The organism is Roseburia zhanii (assembly GCF_014287635.1).
Lineage (GTDB): Bacteria > Bacillota > Clostridia > Lachnospirales > Lachnospiraceae > Roseburia_B > Roseburia_B zhanii.
In genome coordinates this window covers 179,862-199,450 of sequence record NZ_JACOPH010000004.1, presented here as the reverse complement: position 1 = coordinate 199,450, position 19,589 = coordinate 179,862, and the positions used below count along the sequence as shown (strand labels likewise).

General features: G+C 40.5%; 22 protein-coding genes. 20 read left to right on the top strand and 2 right to left on the bottom strand.

All coding sequences use genetic code 11. The features are described 5' to 3' along the window. Nucleotides 1-2 precede the first annotated feature (2 nt). The 8 genes from H8S17_RS07390 to H8S17_RS07355 all read left to right on the top strand — a co-directional run bounded on the left by H8S17_RS07390 (nucleotide 3) and on the right by H8S17_RS07355 (nucleotide 6,079). The gene (locus H8S17_RS07390) at nucleotides 3-173 is read left to right on the top strand and encodes a Flp1 family type IVb pilin (protein ID WP_178050678.1); all 171 of its coding nucleotides are present in this window, start codon (nucleotides 3-5) and stop codon (nucleotides 171-173) included. Next, the gene (locus tag H8S17_RS07385; protein WP_186866796.1) at nucleotides 170-1,675 is read left to right on the top strand and encodes a DUF5702 domain-containing protein; all 1,506 of its coding nucleotides are present in this window, start codon (nucleotides 170-172) and stop codon (nucleotides 1,673-1,675) included. The genes H8S17_RS07390 and H8S17_RS07385 overlap by 4 nt, the downstream gene beginning before the upstream one ends. Before the next feature lie 123 nt (nucleotides 1,676-1,798). Continuing rightward, on the top strand, nucleotides 1,799-2,527 hold the full coding sequence (locus H8S17_RS07380; protein ID WP_186866795.1) for a hypothetical protein: 729 nt from the start codon (nucleotides 1,799-1,801) through the stop codon (nucleotides 2,525-2,527). Between the two features lie 2 nt (nucleotides 2,528-2,529). After that, nucleotides 2,530-2,952, top strand: coding sequence for a prepilin peptidase (locus tag H8S17_RS07375; RefSeq protein ID WP_186866794.1), 423 nt, complete (start codon nucleotides 2,530-2,532; stop codon nucleotides 2,950-2,952). Next, nucleotides 2,949-3,143: a hypothetical protein gene (locus H8S17_RS07370; RefSeq protein WP_186866793.1), complete on the top strand. Its 195-nt coding sequence runs from the start codon at nucleotides 2,949-2,951 to the stop codon at nucleotides 3,141-3,143. Before H8S17_RS07375 ends, H8S17_RS07370 begins: the two co-directional genes overlap by 4 nt. An 11-nt stretch (nucleotides 3,144-3,154) precedes the next feature. Next, nucleotides 3,155-4,246 carry a DUF6382 domain-containing protein gene (locus H8S17_RS07365; RefSeq protein ID WP_186866792.1) on the top strand — a complete coding sequence of 364 codons (1,092 nt, stop codon included), beginning with the start codon at nucleotides 3,155-3,157 and terminating at the stop codon, nucleotides 4,244-4,246. A gap of 118 nt (nucleotides 4,247-4,364) precedes the next feature. Continuing rightward, nucleotides 4,365-4,967 (top strand): rhomboid family intramembrane serine protease, encoded by a 603-nt coding sequence (locus tag H8S17_RS07360; RefSeq protein ID WP_186866791.1) that lies wholly within the window; start codon nucleotides 4,365-4,367, stop codon nucleotides 4,965-4,967. A gap of 119 nt (nucleotides 4,968-5,086) precedes the next feature. Next, the gene (locus H8S17_RS07355; RefSeq protein ID WP_178050685.1) at nucleotides 5,087-6,079 is read left to right on the top strand and encodes an SCP2 sterol-binding domain-containing protein; all 993 of its coding nucleotides are present in this window, start codon (nucleotides 5,087-5,089) and stop codon (nucleotides 6,077-6,079) included. A gap of 7 nt (nucleotides 6,080-6,086) precedes the next feature. Here H8S17_RS07355 and H8S17_RS07350 read toward each other — a convergent pair whose 3' ends face one another. Further along, entirely contained in the window at nucleotides 6,087-6,728 is a 642-nt protein-coding gene (locus H8S17_RS07350; RefSeq protein WP_186866790.1) for a sensor histidine kinase, read from the bottom strand. Nucleotides 6,729-6,837: 109 nt separating this feature from the next. Here H8S17_RS07350 and H8S17_RS07345 point away from each other — a divergent pair, with 109 nt between their 5' ends. Beyond that, entirely contained in the window at nucleotides 6,838-7,263 is a 426-nt protein-coding gene (locus tag H8S17_RS07345) for an HIT family protein (RefSeq protein ID WP_178050687.1), read from the top strand. Here the strand turns inward: H8S17_RS07345 and H8S17_RS07340 are convergent. After that, on the bottom strand, nucleotides 7,260-8,327 hold the full coding sequence (locus H8S17_RS07340) for an undecaprenyldiphospho-muramoylpentapeptide beta-N-acetylglucosaminyltransferase (protein WP_186866789.1): 1,068 nt from the start codon (nucleotides 8,325-8,327) through the stop codon (nucleotides 7,260-7,262). The genes H8S17_RS07345 and H8S17_RS07340 overlap by 4 nt on opposite strands. Nucleotides 8,328-8,699: 372 nt before the next feature. On the opposite strand from H8S17_RS07340, the gene H8S17_RS07335 reads away from it, so the two are divergent. From H8S17_RS07335 to H8S17_RS07285, 11 genes are all read left to right on the top strand, one after another. Continuing rightward, complete coding sequence (locus H8S17_RS07335) at nucleotides 8,700-9,989, top strand: hypothetical protein (protein WP_186866788.1); 1,290 nt, start codon at nucleotides 8,700-8,702, stop codon at nucleotides 9,987-9,989. A 177-nt stretch (nucleotides 9,990-10,166) separates the two neighbouring features. Beyond that, on the top strand, nucleotides 10,167-10,496 hold the full coding sequence (locus H8S17_RS07330) for a hypothetical protein (protein WP_186866787.1): 330 nt from the start codon (nucleotides 10,167-10,169) through the stop codon (nucleotides 10,494-10,496). Between the two features lie 103 nt (nucleotides 10,497-10,599). Further along, on the top strand, nucleotides 10,600-11,946 hold the full coding sequence (locus H8S17_RS07325) for a glucose-6-phosphate isomerase (protein ID WP_186866786.1): 1,347 nt from the start codon (nucleotides 10,600-10,602) through the stop codon (nucleotides 11,944-11,946). A 357-nt stretch (nucleotides 11,947-12,303) separates the two neighbouring features. After that, on the top strand, nucleotides 12,304-13,662 hold the full coding sequence (locus H8S17_RS07320) for an SH3 domain-containing protein (protein ID WP_186866785.1): 1,359 nt from the start codon (nucleotides 12,304-12,306) through the stop codon (nucleotides 13,660-13,662). 143 nt (nucleotides 13,663-13,805) lie between these two features. Next, a complete protein-coding gene (locus H8S17_RS07315) occupies nucleotides 13,806-14,735 on the top strand; it encodes an SPFH domain-containing protein (protein ID WP_178051542.1) in 930 nt (309 codons plus the stop codon). Nucleotides 14,736-14,811: 76 nt separating this feature from the next. Further along, nucleotides 14,812-15,804: an ornithine carbamoyltransferase gene (gene argF, locus H8S17_RS07310; RefSeq protein ID WP_186866784.1), complete on the top strand. Its 993-nt coding sequence runs from the start codon at nucleotides 14,812-14,814 to the stop codon at nucleotides 15,802-15,804. Between the two features lies 1 nt (nucleotide 15,805). Next, nucleotides 15,806-16,783 carry a biotin--[acetyl-CoA-carboxylase] ligase gene (locus H8S17_RS07305; RefSeq protein WP_186866783.1) on the top strand — a complete coding sequence of 326 codons (978 nt, stop codon included), beginning with the start codon at nucleotides 15,806-15,808 and terminating at the stop codon, nucleotides 16,781-16,783. 11 nt (nucleotides 16,784-16,794) lie between these two features. Continuing rightward, the gene (locus tag H8S17_RS07300; RefSeq protein WP_186866782.1) at nucleotides 16,795-17,130 is read left to right on the top strand and encodes a DUF6145 family protein; all 336 of its coding nucleotides are present in this window, start codon (nucleotides 16,795-16,797) and stop codon (nucleotides 17,128-17,130) included. A 2-nt stretch (nucleotides 17,131-17,132) separates the two neighbouring features. Next, nucleotides 17,133-17,909 (top strand): type III pantothenate kinase, encoded by a 777-nt coding sequence (locus H8S17_RS07295; RefSeq protein WP_186866781.1) that lies wholly within the window; start codon nucleotides 17,133-17,135, stop codon nucleotides 17,907-17,909. A 41-nt stretch (nucleotides 17,910-17,950) separates the two neighbouring features. Next, nucleotides 17,951-18,925, top strand: a complete 975-nt coding sequence (gene dusB / locus H8S17_RS07290; RefSeq protein WP_186866780.1) for a tRNA dihydrouridine synthase DusB — start codon at nucleotides 17,951-17,953, stop codon at nucleotides 18,923-18,925. A gap of 40 nt (nucleotides 18,926-18,965) precedes the next feature. Next, nucleotides 18,966-19,580, top strand: a complete 615-nt coding sequence (locus H8S17_RS07285; RefSeq protein ID WP_186866779.1) for a hypothetical protein — start codon at nucleotides 18,966-18,968, stop codon at nucleotides 19,578-19,580. Nucleotides 19,581-19,589: the final 9 nt, after the last annotated feature.

Below are 19,589 nucleotides of genomic sequence, written 5' to 3'. Positions count from 1 at the left end.
ACATGAGAGGATTTAAAGAATTTTTAAACGAAGAAAGTGCAAACGGAGTTGTAGAAGTAATATTGATCTTAGTCGTTTTGATCGGAGCAGTTGTGATATTCCGGACACAGCTTCAGAAGTTAGTTACAGATCTGATGACTACGGTTACTTCAAAGGCAAAGGCGATCGAATGAAGATCAGAAAAAAAGAAAATGCATCTGTGACAGTGACACTCTGCCTGACGATTGTAGTTACGGCGGCGTTAATCTTTAGTTTAGCAGAGGCGGCAAGATTTTATGGTGTCAAAGAGGATGCCGCAGAATGGAGTCATTTAGCGGCAGAATCTTTAGCCGCAGGATATCAGCCGTATTTATCAAAAAAGTATGACCTCTTTTTATTAGATGGCAGTTTTTTAGGCGAAGAATTTGATACCGATGCGCTAGAGGCGGAAATGGATGCACTTTTAGCATACAACGTATTATCTGTAACAGAAAAAGAGGGGATCAATCTGTATCATATGCAGAAAGCGGAGTCAGAGATTACGGACTATGTACTGCTCACAGATGATGATGGCAGGGTATTTATGTCACAGACTGCAAAGATTATGAAAAAAACGATAGGTCAAAGAGCAGCAGAGAAGATCTTAGAGAAAGTCAATACGATACAGAGCAAACAGACGACCGGAGGAGATCCCGAAACATCTATGAGCACAGCAAAGCAGACTTTAGAAGATTTAAAGAAAGAGTCGGAAATAAGTGTACAGGAAGAAAAGAAAAAGAGCAGTCCCTTAAGAAAAGGTGAGAATACAGAAAAAAGCAGCGAAACAACAGATCCGTTTCAAAGCATACAGTCCATGAAAGATGCAGATGGGATCTTAGGACTGGTAGTTCCCGATGGACAGGCTGTATCTGCAAAAACGATCTCTTTAGAGGACTGTCTGTTAAAACGTGACTGTGAAAAAGGCACCTGTAAAAAGAGTGGAAAAGGCGGCTGGTATGAACGGATCTTAATGCAGGAGTTTTTAAAACCGGAGATTGGTAATTTTATAGAGCCGGCAGAGGACGCAGCCCTTTCCTATGGGACAGAGTATCTGATCGCAGGAAATGAAAGCGATGAAAAGAATCTGAAAGAAACAGTAAATAAACTGCTGTTACTGCGTGAAACACTAAACTTCCTGTATTTGCAGCAGGATAAAGCAAAAAATGCAGAGGCAGAAGTATTAGCAGCTACGTTGGCAGGAGCAACTGCAAATCCGGCAATTATCGAGCTGGTGCATCAGGGAATCTTAGCGGCATGGGCATATGCAGAAAGTGTATGTGATGTCAGGACACTGCTAGCGAAAGGTCAAGTTCCTCTGATGAAAGATGCGGCTGTCTGGAAAACACAGTTGTCAAATTTAGGTGAAGCAGCGACTATGCCGGCTGATGATAAAACGTCAGGGCTGTCATATCAGGAATATTTAGATGCGCTGTTGTATACACAGAGTACGAAAAAAATCGCATATCGTGGAATGGATCTGATGGAACAGAGTATGCGGCATGAAGAAAAGTATGCAAAATGCAGAATGGATCATATGATCACAGAATTTCATGCAGACATGACTTATGAAGCAGATACCTTATTTTTAGGATTATTTGGAGAGGATCTTGCAGGCAGTTATCAGTTTTTAGAAAAAACCGGTTATGCCTATCAGTAAAAATGGATCATGCGGATATAAGGGGGTGCCTTTTTGAAAAATTTAAAAATCTCTCTACCTGTAAAAAATCAAAGCCAATTACCGAAAAAGGCACCGCCTTATGTCCGTATGGAGGCATCTTATATGGCAGAAACCGCAGTTGCATTACCATTTTATGCTGCATTTATGGTATTCTTACTGTTTTTCTTTCAGGTGCTTACGGTACAGCAGACAGTGGGAAATGCACTGCTTGACACAGGAAGGGAATTGTCAGTATGGGAGTATGAGAGAGTCGGAAAACGGACAGCAGATCTTCCGTTGGCAAAGGTACTGTTCTTAAAGAATATCGGGAAGAAAGGTGTTGTTGGTAAATATGTACGGGGTGGAACAATCGGAATTTCCCTATCGGATTCTGATTTTATGGGTGATTATATTGAATTAAAAGCAGATTATACGATGCGTCTGCCCATTGGCTTGTGGAATGAGTCAGGAATTTGTCTGACACAGAAGATAAAAGTCAGAAAGTGGATGGGACGATCTTATGATCAAAAAGAAGGAGATGAGATTGTCTATATGACACCGAATGGGAGTGTCTATCATAGAAAAAAGAACTGTACCTATCTGTATCCGAAGGTCAGGGGGGTATCAGAAAACCAGCTTGCAGCTATCCGTAACCATAACGGCGGCAAGTATTACCCCTGTACAAAGTGTGGACGGGGAAGAGGTACAGGACATAGTCTGGTATATATAACAACGTATGGCAGTCATTATCATAGAATGTCTGATTGCAGCAGGATCAGACATTCTATACTGGCAGTCCCATTAAAACAGGTAGAAGGAAAAGGGGCTTGCAGCAAATGTGGAAAGGAGTAAGCATGGTACAGTCATATCTATTATTAGGGGCATTAGGCGTGCATAGCATAGAAGATATCCGTCAGAAGAAAATCACGGCAGTGATTACGCTGATTTTTTCGATCATCGGGATCTTATTACAGGTTTGGAATGGAGATCATAGTGTCGTGCAGATGTTGTCTGGAATGGCATTAGGAGTATGCATCATGGGATTTAGTTATCTGACAAAAGGAAAGATCGGTATCGGAGATGGCATGATATTGGTAATGACAGGCATTTACTTAGGCATTGTGGATAACCTGCGTTTGCTGTGCATATCTTTTTTCCTGGCAGGAATCTGGGGGATTTTATTATTGGTCTTAGGATTTGATAAGCAGACAAAAATACCATTTGTGCCATTTTTATTTTTTGGTGAATTACTGATGGTCATAGGAGGCATGGGATGAAGAAATATGAAGCATCTTATACTGTAGAGATTGCAATGTTAGCCATGGTGATCATGTTGACGCTTTTTCTGCCGATCTATGCAGCATATGATCTGTATGAGGAAACAAAGCAGGCATCGGTAAGTGGCTGGGATAATGATTTTTGTGCAGAAACGAAGATCAGAATGTGGAGGCTTGTAGAAAAAACATAAGGGAGGAAAGTATGGCAGAATACAGAAGAAATTCGGGCAAAAGTTATCTGCTTTTTAAACAGGATACTATGATACAGTCCTATGAATATCAGATGCTTAAGAAAAATAAGATCGCAGGACTGCTGTCGTTTGAAATTACAAATGAAAATGGAGAGCAGCAGTTCTGGTATGACATCAGTGGCAGACATTCGTTAGAAAACTGGATGGAGATCCAGCGTTTGGGAACAGCTTTTTTACGAAAATTTATAACTGCTCTAAAGGGAATTTTAGAGCAGATGGGGGAATACCTGTTAGATACAGACGGAATATCACTTGCTCCGGCATATATTTTTGTAGATGCAAAAGAAGAAAATTTTGGTTTCTGCTGTATGCCATTTGCAAAAAAGACATTAGAAGAATCCCTGCGGAGTTTTATGGAATATTATCTTTCCCATATGGAGCATGGAAACGGAGAAGATATCCAGAAGTGCTATAACGTATATGAAGTATGTCAGATGGAACATATCAGGATAGAAGAACTGTTAGAAATCTTATATGAGAAAGAAAACACAGAATTTTTTGACAGGGAAGATGAGATCTGTCAAAGTAGAGAATCTGAAGTGAAAAAACCAGAGATAGAGGAAAAAGATACAGATAAGAAAAATACACATAAAAATCTCACAGAACAGAAGAAAAAGAGCAGGTGGAAATTTCCGGTGATGAAGAAGAAAATACAGACCGAAGCGGAATTTGCGTACGTGTTTGAACCGCAGGAATATGTGGCAGAATCCATAAATCCGACAGTGTTTTTAGGGAGTGAAACAAATGAGATCATCGGGGAACTGAGATATGAGGGAGACGGTAATGAGCAGAACATCAAGATCAATGCACCGGTATTTCTGATCGGGAATCATAATGGGGAAGTAGATGGAAAAATCTGTGATGACACCGTAAGCAGGATACATGCAAAGATTACAATCGAAGATGGATGCTATTATATGGAAGATATGAATTCCACGAATGGAACGTATCGTAATGGCGAGTTATTAAATTATATGGAAAAAGTGAAGCTGGAAAAGAATGACCGGATTGTTTTTTCGAAAGAAGCATACCGGTTTGTGTAACATGATTTATAAAAATTTAACATAGCAAATCTATTGAAAAAATATAGTGAAGCCGTATAATGATAAGCAAATGTGGCAGCCTGTCCTGACCGCAAATATGCATGAAATGAGGCACACTATGGAAAAAAAAGTAACGAGAAAGATTCCCATTGTTACGGTTACGCTGATTGCAGTCAATGTATTGATCTGGCTGGTACTTGAGCTGATCGGAGATACTACAGATGGTGAGTTTATGTTGGCACATGGAGCGGCATTTGTTCCTTATATTATAGAAGATCATGAATGGTGGCGGCTGTTTACAAGTATGTTTCTTCATTTTGGAGCAGAACATCTTGTGAATAATATGTTGTTATTAGCAGTGATCGGAATGCGGCTAGAGGATGTATTAGGAAAGATCCCTTTTACAGTAGTATATCTGTTTTCCGGGCTGTGTGGCAGTATATTATCAGCGGTGGAAGATATCCGTTATGCAGATTATGCAGTGTCCGCCGGTGCATCCGGTGCTATTTTCGGCATCCTTGGGGCATTGATCGCATGGGCAGCATTCCATAAATGGAAAGTGGAAGGTCTCACAATGAAAGGTCTGTTATTTATGGCAGTACTTAGTCTGTACTATGGATTTTCTACGGCAGGTGTAGATAACTGGGGACATATCGGAGGACTCTGCGGAGGTTTTTTAGCAGGATGTATCGTGGCACTGATCCGAAAATTTAGAGATTGATTTTATAGCAGAAAATCAATATACTAGATAGGAGACAGAGTAAGTATTTCGTACAGGTAATGATTTGTATGGAATGGTTACGATCATAATACTCAGCAGCTCTTTAGATGGAGGAAATAATGAAGATAAATATATACTACGGAGGAAGAGGATTACTAGATGATCCTACATTATACGTTCTGCATAAAATGGAAGATGTGTTAAAGGAACTGCGGGTGACGGTAGAATGTTATAATATCTATGAACACAAAAATGAGATATCCACATTACCTCATACCTTTAAGGATGCCGATGGTATTATTCTTGCTACCACAGTAGAGTGGCTTGGGATCGGTGGCTATATGCAGCAGTTTTTAGATGCCTGCTGGTTATACGGAGATAAAGAACTGATCAGTTCTTTATATATGCAGCCGATCGTCATGTCAACAACATATGGAGAGCGGGAGGCAGTTGTCACTTTAGAGAATGCATGGGAGATTTTAGGCGGAAAGCCCTGCAGCGGACTTTGCGGTTATGTAGAAGACCTGGTGACATTTGAAATGAATAAGGAATATACACTGATCATTGAAAAGAAAGCAGAGGATCTGTATCGTTCCATTTCCCAGAAGATGAAGATACTTCCGGGCAGTAACCAGGCAATCAAACAGACAGTGCTTCGTACACAGTCGATGGATCTGACACCACAGGAAAGTGAACAGCTGTCAAAATATGTATCAGACGATTCCTATGTGAAAAAACAGAAGGAAGATATTGAAGAATTAGCATCTATGTTTAAGGATATCCTAGGCAAGAGCAATGAATCTGATGATACGATGTATATTAAAGAGTTTGAAAGCCACTTTATACCGGAAGAAGGATTTCATGCATCTTATCTGTTTATGATCGAGGGCAAGAAACAGCCATTGTTCTTAGATGTCCGTGAGGATGAGATGAACTGCTATTATGGCAGGGAAGAAAATATCGATGTGTATGCAAAACTGAGTCCTGAAGTGATGGACAGCATTGTAAATGGAAGAATGACCTTCCAGAGAGCATTTATGACAGGAGTTATGACTGCGAAGGGAAATTTTAAAACACTTCGTATGTTAGACACTATATTTGAATTTGCATAGGTTTCCACTACTGCACAGGGAGATAAATAGAAAAGGTACAGCCATCATGAGGTCTTGAATCTACAGTCAGATGACCACCATGGGCTTCAACAGTCTGTTTCGTAATGAGCAGACCAAGTCCGGTGCCGTTTTGTTTGGTTGTGGAAAATGGTGTGAATATTTTTTCAAGATAGTCCGGTGAGATACCACCACCTGAGTCAATGACATCGATACACACAAAGTCAGCTTCTGATCGGGCAGAAACGGTGATTTCACCAGTGCCGTCCATTGCTTCATAAGAGTTTTTGATCAGATTAAAGATCGCACGTTTTAAACGGTCGGAATCAATAGGTAATTCCGGCAGGTCTGGTTCGGTTTTGAAACTGCATAGAAAATCCTTAGATCCACAAAGTGCAGTATAGGAATTTTTGAGTTCTGCAAAGAAACTGTTTAAGGAGATCATTTCTGTGTTAAGTTTACTGCATAAGCGTGCAGAAGAAATTTCAATGACCATTTTTTTCAGTGCCCACACATCAGAAATGGTATCTTTCCAGTATGGATAGTCAGTCACTTCAGGATGAGTTTTTTCAATCAGCTGTAAGGAGCTGCTGATACATGTGATATAATTTTTGATCTCGTGAAAGATTTTTGCATAGTCTTCCGGTGTCATAAAGATTCCCCCTCTGGTAATTTTAACCCTTGTTTACTATGCTAGCATTAGATCAAAAACATTTCAATAAGAAAAATGATACAGGATTCGACAGGAAAGGAGAATAAAAATGAAAGACAGTAATTGTATTTTTTGTAAGTTAGCATCAGGAGAGATCCCGACTAACACCATCTATGAGGATGAACAGTTCCGTGTGATCTTAGACGCAGCACCGGCATCAAAGGGACATGCACTGATCCTTCCAAAAGAGCATTATGCGAACCTTTATGAGATTGATGAGGAAGTAGCAGGCAATGCAATGAAATTAGCCAAAAGGCTTGTAACAAAGATGACAGATGCCTTAAAATGCGATGGTTTTAATCTGGTACAGAATAATGGAGAAGTAGCCGGACAGACAGTATTTCACTTCCATCTGCATCTGATCCCAAGATATAAAAATATGAAAAACAGTACTATTTTAACATGGAGCCATGAGAATTTTACAGACGAAGAAATGAAAGAAATCTGTGAACATTTAAAGAAAGAGCTGCACTAATGTGCAAGCTCTTTTTCAATCAGATCCATGATCTTATCAATAGAGTCGATCTGTGTACTTTTTTTCATAGCAGCAATATAATCTTCTTTTTGCGAAAAGACAGTGTCAACTGCGGATTGTAAGCTATCGGCAGTCAGTTTTTCTTCTTCAATGACATAGGAAAATCCCTGTTTTTCGAAAGATTTTGCATTTAAGATCTGATCGCCGCGACTTGCAGCAGCAGAAAGCGGAATTAAGATATTTGGTTTGTGCAGGGCAAGTAATTCACAGATCGCATTGGCACCGGCTCTTGAAATCACAAGATTGGCTAATGCAAACATATCTTTTAACTGCTGGCTGATATATTCAAACTGCGCATATCCTTTTGTATTCATTAACGTATCGTCTAAATTTCCCTTACCACACAGATGTATGATCTGGAAATTCTTTAATAAGACAGGCAGTTGTGCACGAATGGCATCATTGATCACTTTAGAACCTGTACTTCCTCCGATGATCAAAAGCACCGGTTTGTCAGTATTAAAGTGACAATAAGAGCGGGCGTTTTCGGCAACGCCGGCTAATAATTCCTGACGGATCGGAGATCCGGTTAAAACAGCCTTTTCTTTCGGAAGGTAGTTTAATGTTTCCGGAAAATTGCAGCAGACCTTTTTTGCAGCGGGAATGGCTATCTTATTAGCTAGTCCGGGGGTAATATCCGATTCGTGGATAATAACCGGAATGTGGCAGAATTTTGCAGCCAATACGACCGGAACCGATACGAAACCGCCTTTTGAAAAAACGATATCCGGTTTTAACTTATGTAAAAGATGGATGGACTGGCCAAGACCTTTTACGACTTTAAATGGATCGGATAGATTTTTGATGTCTAAATAACGGCGAAGCTTGCCGGATGAGATAGCATAATATGGAACTTTTTCAGCTTCGATCAGTTCTTTTTCAATTCCTTTGTAAGAGCCGATATAAGAAATTTCATAAGAAGCTTTTCTAAGACTTGGCAACAGTGCAATATTTGGAGTAACGTGACCGGCAGTACCGCCGCCGGTTAAGACGATTTTTTTCATATGGAATACCATTTCCTTTCTGATAGATGTTATCTAATCATATGATGTTGGGGTCAAAAGGTCTTTTGACCCCTATGATACCGGATTGCTCCGTGCATTGCACTTTCGCAATCCTCAAAAACATTCATAATTCGCTCATTTTTCTACGAAAAATGGCTGCTTATTCATGTTTTTGGCGGGTCAAAAGGTCAAAAATCCTCTTGTAAGCAAGCTCGCAAAAGGCTTTCTGACCTTTTGACCCTGGTATCATCATATATACTCATATATGAAAAAGTCAAGAAAAAAGACTTGTAAAAACCATCAGATACATTAAAATATAAGTATCAAAACTTTTCGAATGAAAAATCTGGGAAGGGGAGACGCAGAAGTATTATGCGCGGAAGATATTTTCGTTATTTATTTGAAAATCAGGCGGGAGGCCTGTTTCATTCAGGAAGTGTATATGATAGAGAGAGAAATACGACCACAAATTATATTTATATGGTGGAAAGTTACAGCCGGAATGAAAGAGTAAAAGGGGAATTGGATTTTGGGGCAAGGAAGGATGCCATACCGGATGAAATCGACCTGCTGGTGTTGGGTGGATATACGATCAACTATATCAGGAAACTGGTCACACTGGTGAAAGAGCATACAGTGTGGACACTGATCCTGCCGTATCTGGCACCCATCCAGAGACTCGTGTTAGTGGAAGAAACTATAGGCAGAAAAGAGAATATGAAAGACGTGATCCGTTTTTTACAGGATCCGTACCTGTTTTTGCAGGAATGTGGAATTAAGAATCTGTATTTTGTATATGGAAATGGCCGCATACCTGACAGGAAGCCGGAAGAAATTGCAGAAGGCTGTTATTTTGAAGAAGCAGATGATAAGTCCTTAAAACTGATCTGGGAGATGGAAGGCTATGCCATTCCTGTTGTACATGCAGGATATATCATAGAAAATGGATGGTTCTTTTATTTTGGTGTCTATGGTCTGGATATACAGACATTGTCTGGTTTTACAAGAGAGTATTTCAGCCAGATGGAAAATATCCATGAAGTATCAGAGAACTTGAAGGAAGACTACAAGAACCAGATGAAACGTTTTATGATGACATACCAGTTGAAATTTGGTAACTCACCAGCTACAACGATTGTCATGTATGAAGGTCCGCAGAACATTGTTCCAAGCGAGAACGAAAGTTTTATGACCGAAAAAGAATTTTTGCGTGAAGAACAGTGCAGGGCATGGATACAGTATGCGGAGGATAATTTCAAGACCTGTACGATACGCTGTATGCATGAGAGAGATCATGATATCATGCAGCATCACAAAAGCAGCATGGATTTACGGTTTGGACTTTTGATGCTTGGAAATGTGAATCTGAATCATTACTATGAGAATATCACAGAGCGGTTTGCAAAGATCAGGGAGAGGGTTCGTGGGATTGCTGTTCCAAACAGCGGCAGTCATGCGGACTGGAATCCAGAGATTTTACATTTATCCGAGTGTAAAGACCGGATGTACTGGATCTGTGGAAAGCATGAGATCACATCGCAGAATGTGGTCAGTGATATCGTATTGTCATCATCGAATAATCGCTTTCTTACAGTAGATAATGAGAGAGGCTGCTGTCTTTCCGGTTATTTTGTGCCAAAAGAAGACATGGATCGCCCATAGATATGGGGGCAGCTGTCGAAAGAAGAATATCTCCCATATATAATGGTAAAACTTGCGGTGAAAAGACAGGTTGTCCTGCTTTTCTTTGCAGCCATCTTTTTCTATAATGTAAGTATCAAAAGTATAAATTGTATTTATGCTTGTAAACCTTATCAGCAAAGAAAAGGAGGCATCATTATGTTACAGGAAATGATTCTATACATAAGAGAAAATTTAGTGACAACTGCCCTGATCGCAGGAGGTGTTTTATTTTTTCTGTTACTTGTGATCTTAATTCAGGTCAGCAGGATGAAACATGAAGTACATAAGATCTGTAAAAAGATACGCAGATATTTTGAAGTGGTATTAGATGGCATACCAGAAACGGAAAGTGAGCAGGACGATGCTTTAGAAACGGTAAAAGTACCGGTCTATCAGACGGCAAAAAGACGGCAGAAAGAGGCGGAAAAACAGCAAACGTCAGAGGACGCAAAACTTTTGATGGATGTGATACAGGAAGTCTTTTAGTGTGCGGTTTTTGTACTTGAACTATAAGGGTGGGTTTGCTAAAATAAAAAAGGTCAGAAATATTAACTAAAGTAAAGATATATAGACAAAGGAGTGTTATCTCATGGGTAAAGTTACATTGGATTATTCAAAAGCAGCCGGATTTATCAGTGAAGAAGAAATCGGCTATATAAGCAAATTAGTTGAGGACGCTAAGGAACAGCTTGTTGCAAAAAATGGCGCAGGCAACGATTTCTTAGGCTGGATAGACCTTCCGGTAGATTATGACAAGGAAGAGTTTGCAAGGATCAAAGAAGCTGCAAAGAAGATTCAGTCTGATTCAGAAGTATTGATCGTTATCGGTATCGGAGGTTCTTACCTTGGAGCAAGAGCAGCGATAGAATTTTTAAGACATGGATTTTACAATAATATCTCAAAAGAAGAAAGAAAGACACCGGAAATCTATTATGCAGGAAACAGCATCAGCGGTGCATATTTAGAGGGACTTTTAGATGTTGTAGGTGACAGGGATTTCTCTGTAAATATCATTTCTAAATCCGGTACAACAACAGAACCAGCGATCGCATTCCGTATTTTTAAGAAGAAATTAGAGGAAAAATATGGCAAGGAAGAAGCAGCAAAGCGTATCTATGCAACAACAGATAAAGCAAAGGGAGCCCTTAAGAACCTTGCAACAGAAGAAGGATACGAAACATTTGTAGTACCAGATGATGTAGGCGGACGTTTCTCTGTTTTAACAGCAGTAGGTTTACTTCCGATCGCAGTATCCGGTGCAGATCTTGACCAGTTGATGGCAGGAGCAGCAGAAGGAAGAAAATTAGCATTAGAGCAGAAGTTTGAGGAGAATGATTCCTTACAGTATGCAGCAATCCGTAATATCCTGCTTAGAAAGGGAAAATCCATCGAAGTGCTTGCAAATTATGAGCCAAGCCTGCATTATGTATCTGAATGGTGGAAACAATTATATGGAGAAAGCGAAGGAAAAGACCAGAAAGGTTTATTCCCTGCATCTGTTGATTTAACAACAGATCTTCATTCCATGGGACAGTTTATTCAGGATGGAGCAAGAATCATGTTTGAAACCGTCTTAAATATTGAAAAATCCAGAGGAAATGTTGTTATCGAGGAAGAGGCAGTAGATTTAGACGGACTCAATTATCTTGCAGGAAAAGATATGGACTTTGTCAATAAGAGTGCAATGAACGGAACGATTCTTGCACATACAGACGGAAATGTACCGAACTTAATGGTCAAAGTTCCAGAGCAGAACGAATTTTATTTAGGAGAATTATTCTATTTCTTCGAGTTTGCAGTAGGTATCAGCGGATATCTGTTAGGTGTCAATCCATTTAACCAGCCGGGTGTAGAAAGCTACAAAAAGAACATGTTTGCACTTCTTGGAAAACCGGGCTATGAAGCACAGAGAGAAGAATTATTAAAGAGATTATGATCATACAGTATATGAGAAAGAGCCGGCAGGATGTTCTGCCGGCTCTTTCTTAGAGTTGTTACTGTTCACTCCGTGAGCAGTAACTCGTGATTTTTGCATGAAAGTTCGCTTTGCGAAGCAAAAATCACCACCTGAATCACTTTCTTACGCAGCCAGACAGTAAATGTCTGGCTGCTGTGTGAACAGTAACGAGGTTTCAACAAGATCATCACTTTAGAGCACTGACTTGACAACTTCAAAATAGTATGCTAATATCTGACTGTAACATTTTTGTAATAAATGTAATATTTCTGAATAAAAATGTGAATAAAAATGAAAAAATCATAATACAAATGATATATTTTCAGCAGATACATTTTGACAGAGATTACAGCACTTGGAGGTTTTATGATGAAACTAAACAAAAAAGTGGTTGAAAGCATGACCGTAACAGCATCACTTTTGGTTATGACAACGATCACCGCATTTGGGGGTTCCACAGAAGACAGCAAAGGAAATGTGACAGAGAATGTTGCATTAGGCAAAAACGGTACAGCAGGAATTATTTCTGAATTACGGAATATGGAATCAGGGGTGTTTGAAGACGGTGGTCTTATCTATGCGACAGTCGAGAGAACACAAAATGATATGGTTGCAGAAAGTGTAGATGAAGAAACTGCAGATTTTGCAGGCGGTGCAGCAGGATTAGACGAACTTGCAGCAGCAACTTTGCAGGAAACACAGCAGGCAGCCACAGAATCTGAGGCAACAGTGGAAGAGGCTGCACCAGAGGAAACAGCAGCAGAGGATACACAGGTGGCAGACGCAGAAGTATCTGATGCAGAAGAAAGTGAAACAATCCAGACAGAAGAAACAGCCGATCCGGAATGGGCAAACCGTGTCATGGCAGATGTAGATGAGGATATGAATATCCGTACTTCACCGGATGCAGGTTCTGAATTAGCAGGCAAGCTTTATAAAGGCGATGTGGCAGAAGTTGTTTCCGTAGATCCTGAATGGACACAGATCACATCCGGCGATGTAACCGGCTATGTGAAAAATGACTATTTAGTATACGGTGATGATGCAAATGCGCTGGCAAATGAAGTGTGCAGCCTGTATGCAACCGTAACAGCAGATGCACTCAGACTTCGGAGTGAGCCGAGTGAAGAAGCAGATGTTGTTACCACAGCAGCAAACGGAGATAAATTAAAAGTAGATAAAGACACGGAGGCAGCCGATGGCTGGATTGCAGTTTCCGCATCAGGAACAACTGCTTATGTCAAAGGCGAATATGTCAGTGTGGCATTGAATCTTGGAACAGCATTGACAGCCGAACAGGTAGCTGAAAAAGAAGCAAAAGAAGCAGGGATCACAAAGAAACCGGCAGCAAGTGCAAATGGAGATGAAGTTACCCTGTTAGGTGCACTGATCCAGTGTGAAGCAGGAAACGGTTCTTACGAAGGAATGCTTGCAGTTGGAGCAGTTGTTATGAACCGTGTAAGAAGCGGTGCATATCCAAATTCCATTTCCGGTGTTGTATATCAGGGTGGACAATTTACACCGGCATTAAGCGGCAGTGTTGCAGCAGTTGCAGCAAGTGGTGTAAAAGGTTCCTGTTTACAGGCAGCACAGGAAGCAATCAGTGGAATCGATAATACAAATGGAGCCTTACAGTTCCGTAGTGCGGCATCAGGTGCACAGGGTACTGTGATCGGGGCAAATGTATTTTTCTAGTTGTAATCTTATTTGAAGTATAGTAGTATGTTAGTTATGAGAACATAGCTGACATACTACTTTTTTACTGTATAGGTAAATCCGTTGGGATTCCCTATACAGCAAAAAACAAGCTTAAAAAATGAAATGGAGGAAACTCATATATGGAATTTATGATTGTATTTGTAATCTTACTGGTCATTGTATTAGTGATCGCAGCAAGCTGTATCAAGATCGTACCACAGGCACACGCTGCAGTTGTGGAATGTTTAGGTGCTTATCGGGCTACATGGGGCGTTGGACTTCATTTCAAAAGACCGTTTGTAGACCGCATTGCAAAGCGGATCAATTTAAAAGAGCAGGTGGTAGATTTCCCACCACAGCCGGTTATCACAAAAGATAACGTAACGATGCAGATCGATACTGTAGTATATTTCCAGATCACAGATCCGAAGTTATTTGCTTATGGTGTAGAGAATCCGATCATGGCGATCGAGAATCTGACAGCAACTACACTTCGTAATATCATCGGTGATCTTGAATTAGATGAAACTTTAACATCTCGTGAAACGATCAATACAAAGATGCGTGCATCCTTAGACGTTGCTACTGATCCATGGGGTATCAAAGTAAACCGTGTAGAACTTAAGAATATCATTCCACCGGCTGCGATTCAGGATGCCATGGAAAAACAGATGAAGGCAGAACGTGAACGAAGAGAAGCAATCTTAAAAGCAGAAGGAGAGAAAAAATCAACGATCCTTGTTGCAGAAGGTAAGAAAGAATCTGCAATCTTAGATGCAGAAGCAGAGAAACAGGCAGCGATCTTACGTGCAGAAGCACACAAAGAAGCTACAATCCGCGAAGCAGAAGGTCAGGCAGAAGCAATCCTTAAGATCCAGCAGGCAAATGCAGATGGTCTTCGTTTCTTAAAAGAAGCAAATCCAGACGCTTCCGTACTTCAGCTTAAGAGCTTAGAAGCATTTGCAAAGGCAGCAGACGGCAAGGCAACGAAGATTATCATTCCTTCTGAAATTCAGGGTGTGGCAGGACTTGCAAAGTCATTAGTCGAGGTTGCGAAGGAAGATAAATAGAAGTAAACAATGTGGGGCTGTCTGCAAAAGCGGGCAGCTCTTTATGATTTTATGAAACAGATACGGAGGATATCAAATGAATTTAAAGGGACGTAATTTTTTAAAACTGATGGACTACTCACCGGAGGAGATCTTATACCTGATCGATTTAGGTGAAAAATTAAAAAACGAGAAAAAACAGGGGATTCCCCATACACATCTGACAGGAAAAAATATCGCATTGATCTTTGAAAAGACAAGCACAAGAACCCGCTGTTCATTTGAAGTTGCAGCACATGATCTTGGTATGCATGTGACATATTTAGATCCGTCCGGTTCCCAGATTGGTAAAAAAGAGAGTATTGCAGATACCGCAAGAGTGTTAGGAAGAATGTTTGACGGAATTGAATACAGAGGATACGGACAGGAGATCGTAGAAGAATTAGCAGAATACGCAGGCGTTCCGGTATGGAACGGACTGACAAATGAATTTCACCCGACACAGATGATCGCAGATATGATGACAGTCCGTGAGCATTTAGGAAAATTAAAAGGCGTTAAATTCGTATATATGGGTGATGCCCGTTATAATATGGGAAATTCACTGATGGTAACCTGTGCAAAATTAGGAATGCATTTTGTGGCATGTACCTCAAAAAATTATTTTCCGGATCAGAAATTAGTAGATTACTGCAATGAGGTAGCAAAAGAAACAGGCGCAACGATTACGTTAAGTGAAGATGTAGAAGCATCCACAAAAGATGCAGATGTTATCTATACAGATGTCTGGGTATCCATGGGAGAACCAGAAGAAGCATGGGCAGAACGTATCAAAGAACTGATGCCATATCAGGTAAACCGCAAAGTGATGGAAAATGCAAAGGATACCGCAATCTTTATGCACTGTCTGCCTGCATTCCATGATCTTAAGACAACGATCGGCAGGGAAGTACATGATAAATTCGGTTTAGAGGAAATCGAAGTGACCAATGATGTATTTGAAAGCGACTGGTCAGTGGTATTTGATGAAGCAGAAAACCGTATGCACAGTATCAAAGCGATCATGTTAGCAACATTAGGAGATAATTAGATTGAAAACAGAATTGTTAGCAGCATTACGAAACAGTGACGGATATGTATCAGGACAGGAGTTATGTGAAACATTAGGTGTTTCACGGACTGCCGTATGGAAAGTAATGCAGAAATTAAAAGCAGAAGGATATGAGATAGAAGCTGTTTCCAACAAAGGCTACCGGCTGATCAGTTCACCCGATGTTTTAAGTGCAGAGGAATTAGAAAGCATCCGTAAGACAAGCTGGGCAGGACAGAAGATCGTCTATTATGATGTTACAGATTCTACCAATGTGCAGGCAAAGCGGATTGCAGAAGAAGGCGGTATGCATGGAACCCTGGTCGTTGCAGACCGACAGGAGAGCGGAAAAGGACGCAGGGGCAGAGGCTGGGATTCCCCGAAAAATACTGGAATCTTTATGACCATGCTGTTAAGACCGACTGTAAAACCGGATGAAGCCTCCATGCTGACACTTGTGGCAGCAATGGCAGTTGCAAAAGGCATACGTTTATATACCGGACTCCCGGCAGGTGTGAAGTGGCCGAATGACATTGTCATCAATGGCAAAAAAGTCTGTGGAATCTTAACAGAAATGAATACCGAGATCGAATATATCAATTATGTAGTGATCGGTATCGGGATCAATGTGTTGAATCAGAGTTTTCCGGATGAGATCAAAGATGTGGCAACGTCTCTTTTGCTCGAAAAAGGAGAACCGGTGAAAAGAGCCGGACTGATCGAAGCGATCTGGGAACAGTTTGAGATTTATTATGATAAATTCTGCAGCAAGGGAAATTTATCAGAGATCAAAGAAGAATACAACAGCCTGCTTGTAAATTTAGACAGGCAGGTACGTGTATTAGATCCAAGAGAACCTTATGAGGGAACCGCAAGAGGGATCACAGATGGCGGGGAACTGATAGTAGAAGCAGAAGACGGCATCCGGCTGGTATCTTCGGGAGAAGTATCCGTTCGGGGAATCTATGGATATGTTTAAAAGGAGATAGTATGGAACAGCAGGAGATCGTATTATGCGCATCAAGTGCATATGATAAAAAATTCTATTTAAACCAGATATTTCAGGGGCTTCCGCAAAGTGTCAAAGATGAACTAAAGATCATGTGTGTACTTTTTACAGAAGATGTAGGCGGGATTCTGACCTTAGTTTACAATGAAGACGGAGAATTAGAATTCCGTACATCAGCAGACGAGGGAGATTATCTCTATGATGAGATCGGAAGTGTATTGAAAGTAAAAGAGTTACAGGTTTCAAAAGCGGAATTATTAGACTCCCTTCAGATATTTTACAGAGTCATCATATTAGGGGAGTTTGAGGAGGAATAAAGATGTTACTGACCATTGATGTAGGAAATACCAATATTACATTTGGGATATTTGATAAAAAAGCATTAGTTACCACATTTCGTATGACGACAAAACAGCTTCGTACATCAGATGAATATGGTGTCAGCGTGATCGATATGTTAGAGCGTAACCAGATACCGAAAAAAGAGATCGAGAATGTCATTACAGCTTCTGTGGTGCCAAATGTCATGCATTCATTAAACAGTGCGATTATCAAATATCTAGAGATCACACCGATTATTGTAGGGCCGGGGATCAAAACCGGAATCCGCGTGGTCACAGAAAATCCAAAACAGATCGGTGCAGACCGTATCGTTGATGCAGTAGGAGCTTATGATCTGTATGGAGGACCGGTACTTGTACTTGATTTTGGAACTGCGACAACTTATGATCTTGTCGATGCATCCGGTGCATTTGTGGCAGGAGTTACCGCACCTGGAATCCGTATCAGTGCAAAGGCACTCTGGGAAGATGCAGCAAAACTTCCTGAAATTGAGATCCGCAAACCGGCAAGCATCTTAGCGCAGGAAACAATCAGCAGTATGCAGGCAGGTCTGGTATACGGACAGATCGGACAGACAGAATATATCGTAAAGAATATGATCAAAGAATCCGGTTATGAAAACGTAAAAGTTGTGGCAACCGGTGGACTTGGAAGGATCATTGCAAATGAAACAGACTGTATCGATATCTATGATCCGAATCTGACTTTATCGGGTCTTCGTCTGATCTATGAGAAGCAGACAAAATCAAAATAAGAAAGAATGATTATCAATAGAAAACAAAAAGGCAGGGAGCAATGGAAAGACTGCAGATAGGAAATGTAACATTAGAAAATAATTTAATATTAGCTCCGATGGCAGGTGTGACCGACCTGCCATTTCGTATTCTTTGTAAAGAACAGGGAGCAGGTCTGATCTGCATGGAGATGGTCAGTGCAAAGGCAATCCTTTATAAAAACAAAAATACAGAAGAACTAATGACGATCGACGAAAGAGAACATCCGGTGTCGTTGCAGTTATTTGGTTCAGATCCGCAGGTGATGAGTGAAATCGCAAAGCAGATCGAAGATCGTCCGTTTGATATTTTAGATATCAACATGGGTTGTCCGGTGCCAAAAGTAGTCAATAATGGTGATGGTTCTGCGTTGATGAAAGATCCGCTTTTAGCAGGAAAGATCATCGAACAGACCGTAAAAGCCATAAAAAAACCGGTGACCGTAAAGATACGGAAGGGTTTTGACGAGGAACATATCAATGCGGTAGAAATGGCACATATCGCAGAGGAAAGCGGTGCCGCTGCGATAGCCGTTCATGGCAGGACGAGAGAACAGTATTATTCCGGAAAAGCAGACTGGGATATCATCCGACAGGTAAAAGCGGCAGTCCATATTCCGGTGATCGGAAACGGAGATATTTTAACAGGTGAAGATGTCATGCGTATGAAAGAGCAGACAAATTGCGACGGATTTATGATCGCAAGAGGAGCACAGGGAAATCCATGGATCTTCCGGCAGATCCTGCATTATATGCAGACAGGAGAAAATCTTCCCAAACCATCAATGCAGGAAATGGTAGAAATGATGCTGCGTCATGCCAAAATGCTGATTGACTACAAGGGAGATTATACCGGTGTCAGAGAAATGCGTAAACATGCCACATGGTATACCGGCGGTTACCGCAATTCTGCAAAACTGCGGGCAAAGATCAATGAGATCGAAAGCTATGAAGAACTAAAGGCATTATTTGACGAGGTGCTCTCATATACTGAATAAAGCATTTGAAGCATACATCATAGTATCAGGGAGAGAATTGTTGCCTTTATCATGGATAAAAATAAGAATTTTAACCTATTTTAAAAAGAGAAAGTCCAAAGAGAATATAAACAGAACACAGCAAGAAGCAGAAAAAGAAGAAAATCCATATCTGCCGCAGTTAAAAGAAATCCTAGATGCTATTTTAAAGAAAAAGAAACTTTCTTATGAGAAACTGGTTCTAGTGGTCATCGATGGCTATGAGATAGAAAACGTGCTTCTTGCGATACGTTGTATCGGTAGTGAATTAAACCGCCTGATCGTATTGACAGACCGTGCTGCATATTTTGAAAATATATCGGAAAAGCTGTATGAAGAACAGGGACTGATCGTAGAGTTTTTTCCAAAAACGTTTGAAAAAATAGCGGTATTAGGTGAAGAAGAGACCAAAGGAAATCTTATTTTAGATTTTGAAACAGGAAGTGAACGGCAGGAGGAGATAAAATTCGGCAGAAAAATCTATATCCCGGTCTTTAAAAAACCATGGGAAGATGCCGGAAACCTTGACATTACAGTGCCTATCGGGTATAATACAGTGATTGTCAAGAACATAAAAACGGTGCATAAACAGCCTTGCTATGATAAGTTCGAGCAGGCTTTTTACGAGAATGAATAAATAAAGAAG

Excerpts from the sequence above, each read along its gene's own strand:
- H8S17_RS07390 (WP_178050678.1), top strand. The coding sequence starts at position 3 with ATGAGAGGATTTAAAGAATTTTTAAACGAAGAAAGTGCAAACGGAGTT.
- H8S17_RS07385 (WP_186866796.1), top strand. The coding sequence starts at position 170 with ATGAAGATCAGAAAAAAAGAAAATGCATCTGTGACAGTGACACTCTGC.
- H8S17_RS07380 (WP_186866795.1), top strand. The coding sequence starts at position 1,799 with ATGGCAGAAACCGCAGTTGCATTACCATTTTATGCTGCATTTATGGTA.
- H8S17_RS07375 (WP_186866794.1), top strand. The coding sequence starts at position 2,530 with ATGGTACAGTCATATCTATTATTAGGGGCATTAGGCGTGCATAGCATA.
- H8S17_RS07370 (WP_186866793.1), top strand. The coding sequence starts at position 2,949 with ATGAAGAAATATGAAGCATCTTATACTGTAGAGATTGCAATGTTAGCC.
- H8S17_RS07365 (WP_186866792.1), top strand. The coding sequence starts at position 3,155 with ATGGCAGAATACAGAAGAAATTCGGGCAAAAGTTATCTGCTTTTTAAA.
- H8S17_RS07360 (WP_186866791.1), top strand. The coding sequence starts at position 4,365 with ATGGAAAAAAAAGTAACGAGAAAGATTCCCATTGTTACGGTTACGCTG.
- H8S17_RS07355 (WP_178050685.1), top strand. The coding sequence starts at position 5,087 with ATGAAGATAAATATATACTACGGAGGAAGAGGATTACTAGATGATCCT.
- H8S17_RS07350 (WP_186866790.1), bottom strand. The coding sequence starts at position 6,728 with ATGACACCGGAAGACTATGCAAAAATCTTTCACGAGATCAAAAATTAT.
- H8S17_RS07345 (WP_178050687.1), top strand. The coding sequence starts at position 6,838 with ATGAAAGACAGTAATTGTATTTTTTGTAAGTTAGCATCAGGAGAGATC.
- H8S17_RS07340 (WP_186866789.1), bottom strand. The coding sequence starts at position 8,327 with ATGAAAAAAATCGTCTTAACCGGCGGCGGTACTGCCGGTCACGTTACT.
- H8S17_RS07335 (WP_186866788.1), top strand. The coding sequence starts at position 8,700 with ATGCGCGGAAGATATTTTCGTTATTTATTTGAAAATCAGGCGGGAGGC.
- H8S17_RS07330 (WP_186866787.1), top strand. The coding sequence starts at position 10,167 with ATGTTACAGGAAATGATTCTATACATAAGAGAAAATTTAGTGACAACT.
- H8S17_RS07325 (WP_186866786.1), top strand. The coding sequence starts at position 10,600 with ATGGGTAAAGTTACATTGGATTATTCAAAAGCAGCCGGATTTATCAGT.
- H8S17_RS07315 (WP_178051542.1), top strand. The coding sequence starts at position 13,806 with ATGGAATTTATGATTGTATTTGTAATCTTACTGGTCATTGTATTAGTG.
- argF (WP_186866784.1), top strand. The coding sequence starts at position 14,812 with ATGAATTTAAAGGGACGTAATTTTTTAAAACTGATGGACTACTCACCG.
- H8S17_RS07300 (WP_186866782.1), top strand. The coding sequence starts at position 16,795 with ATGGAACAGCAGGAGATCGTATTATGCGCATCAAGTGCATATGATAAA.
- H8S17_RS07295 (WP_186866781.1), top strand. The coding sequence starts at position 17,133 with ATGTTACTGACCATTGATGTAGGAAATACCAATATTACATTTGGGATA.
- dusB (WP_186866780.1), top strand. The coding sequence starts at position 17,951 with ATGGAAAGACTGCAGATAGGAAATGTAACATTAGAAAATAATTTAATA.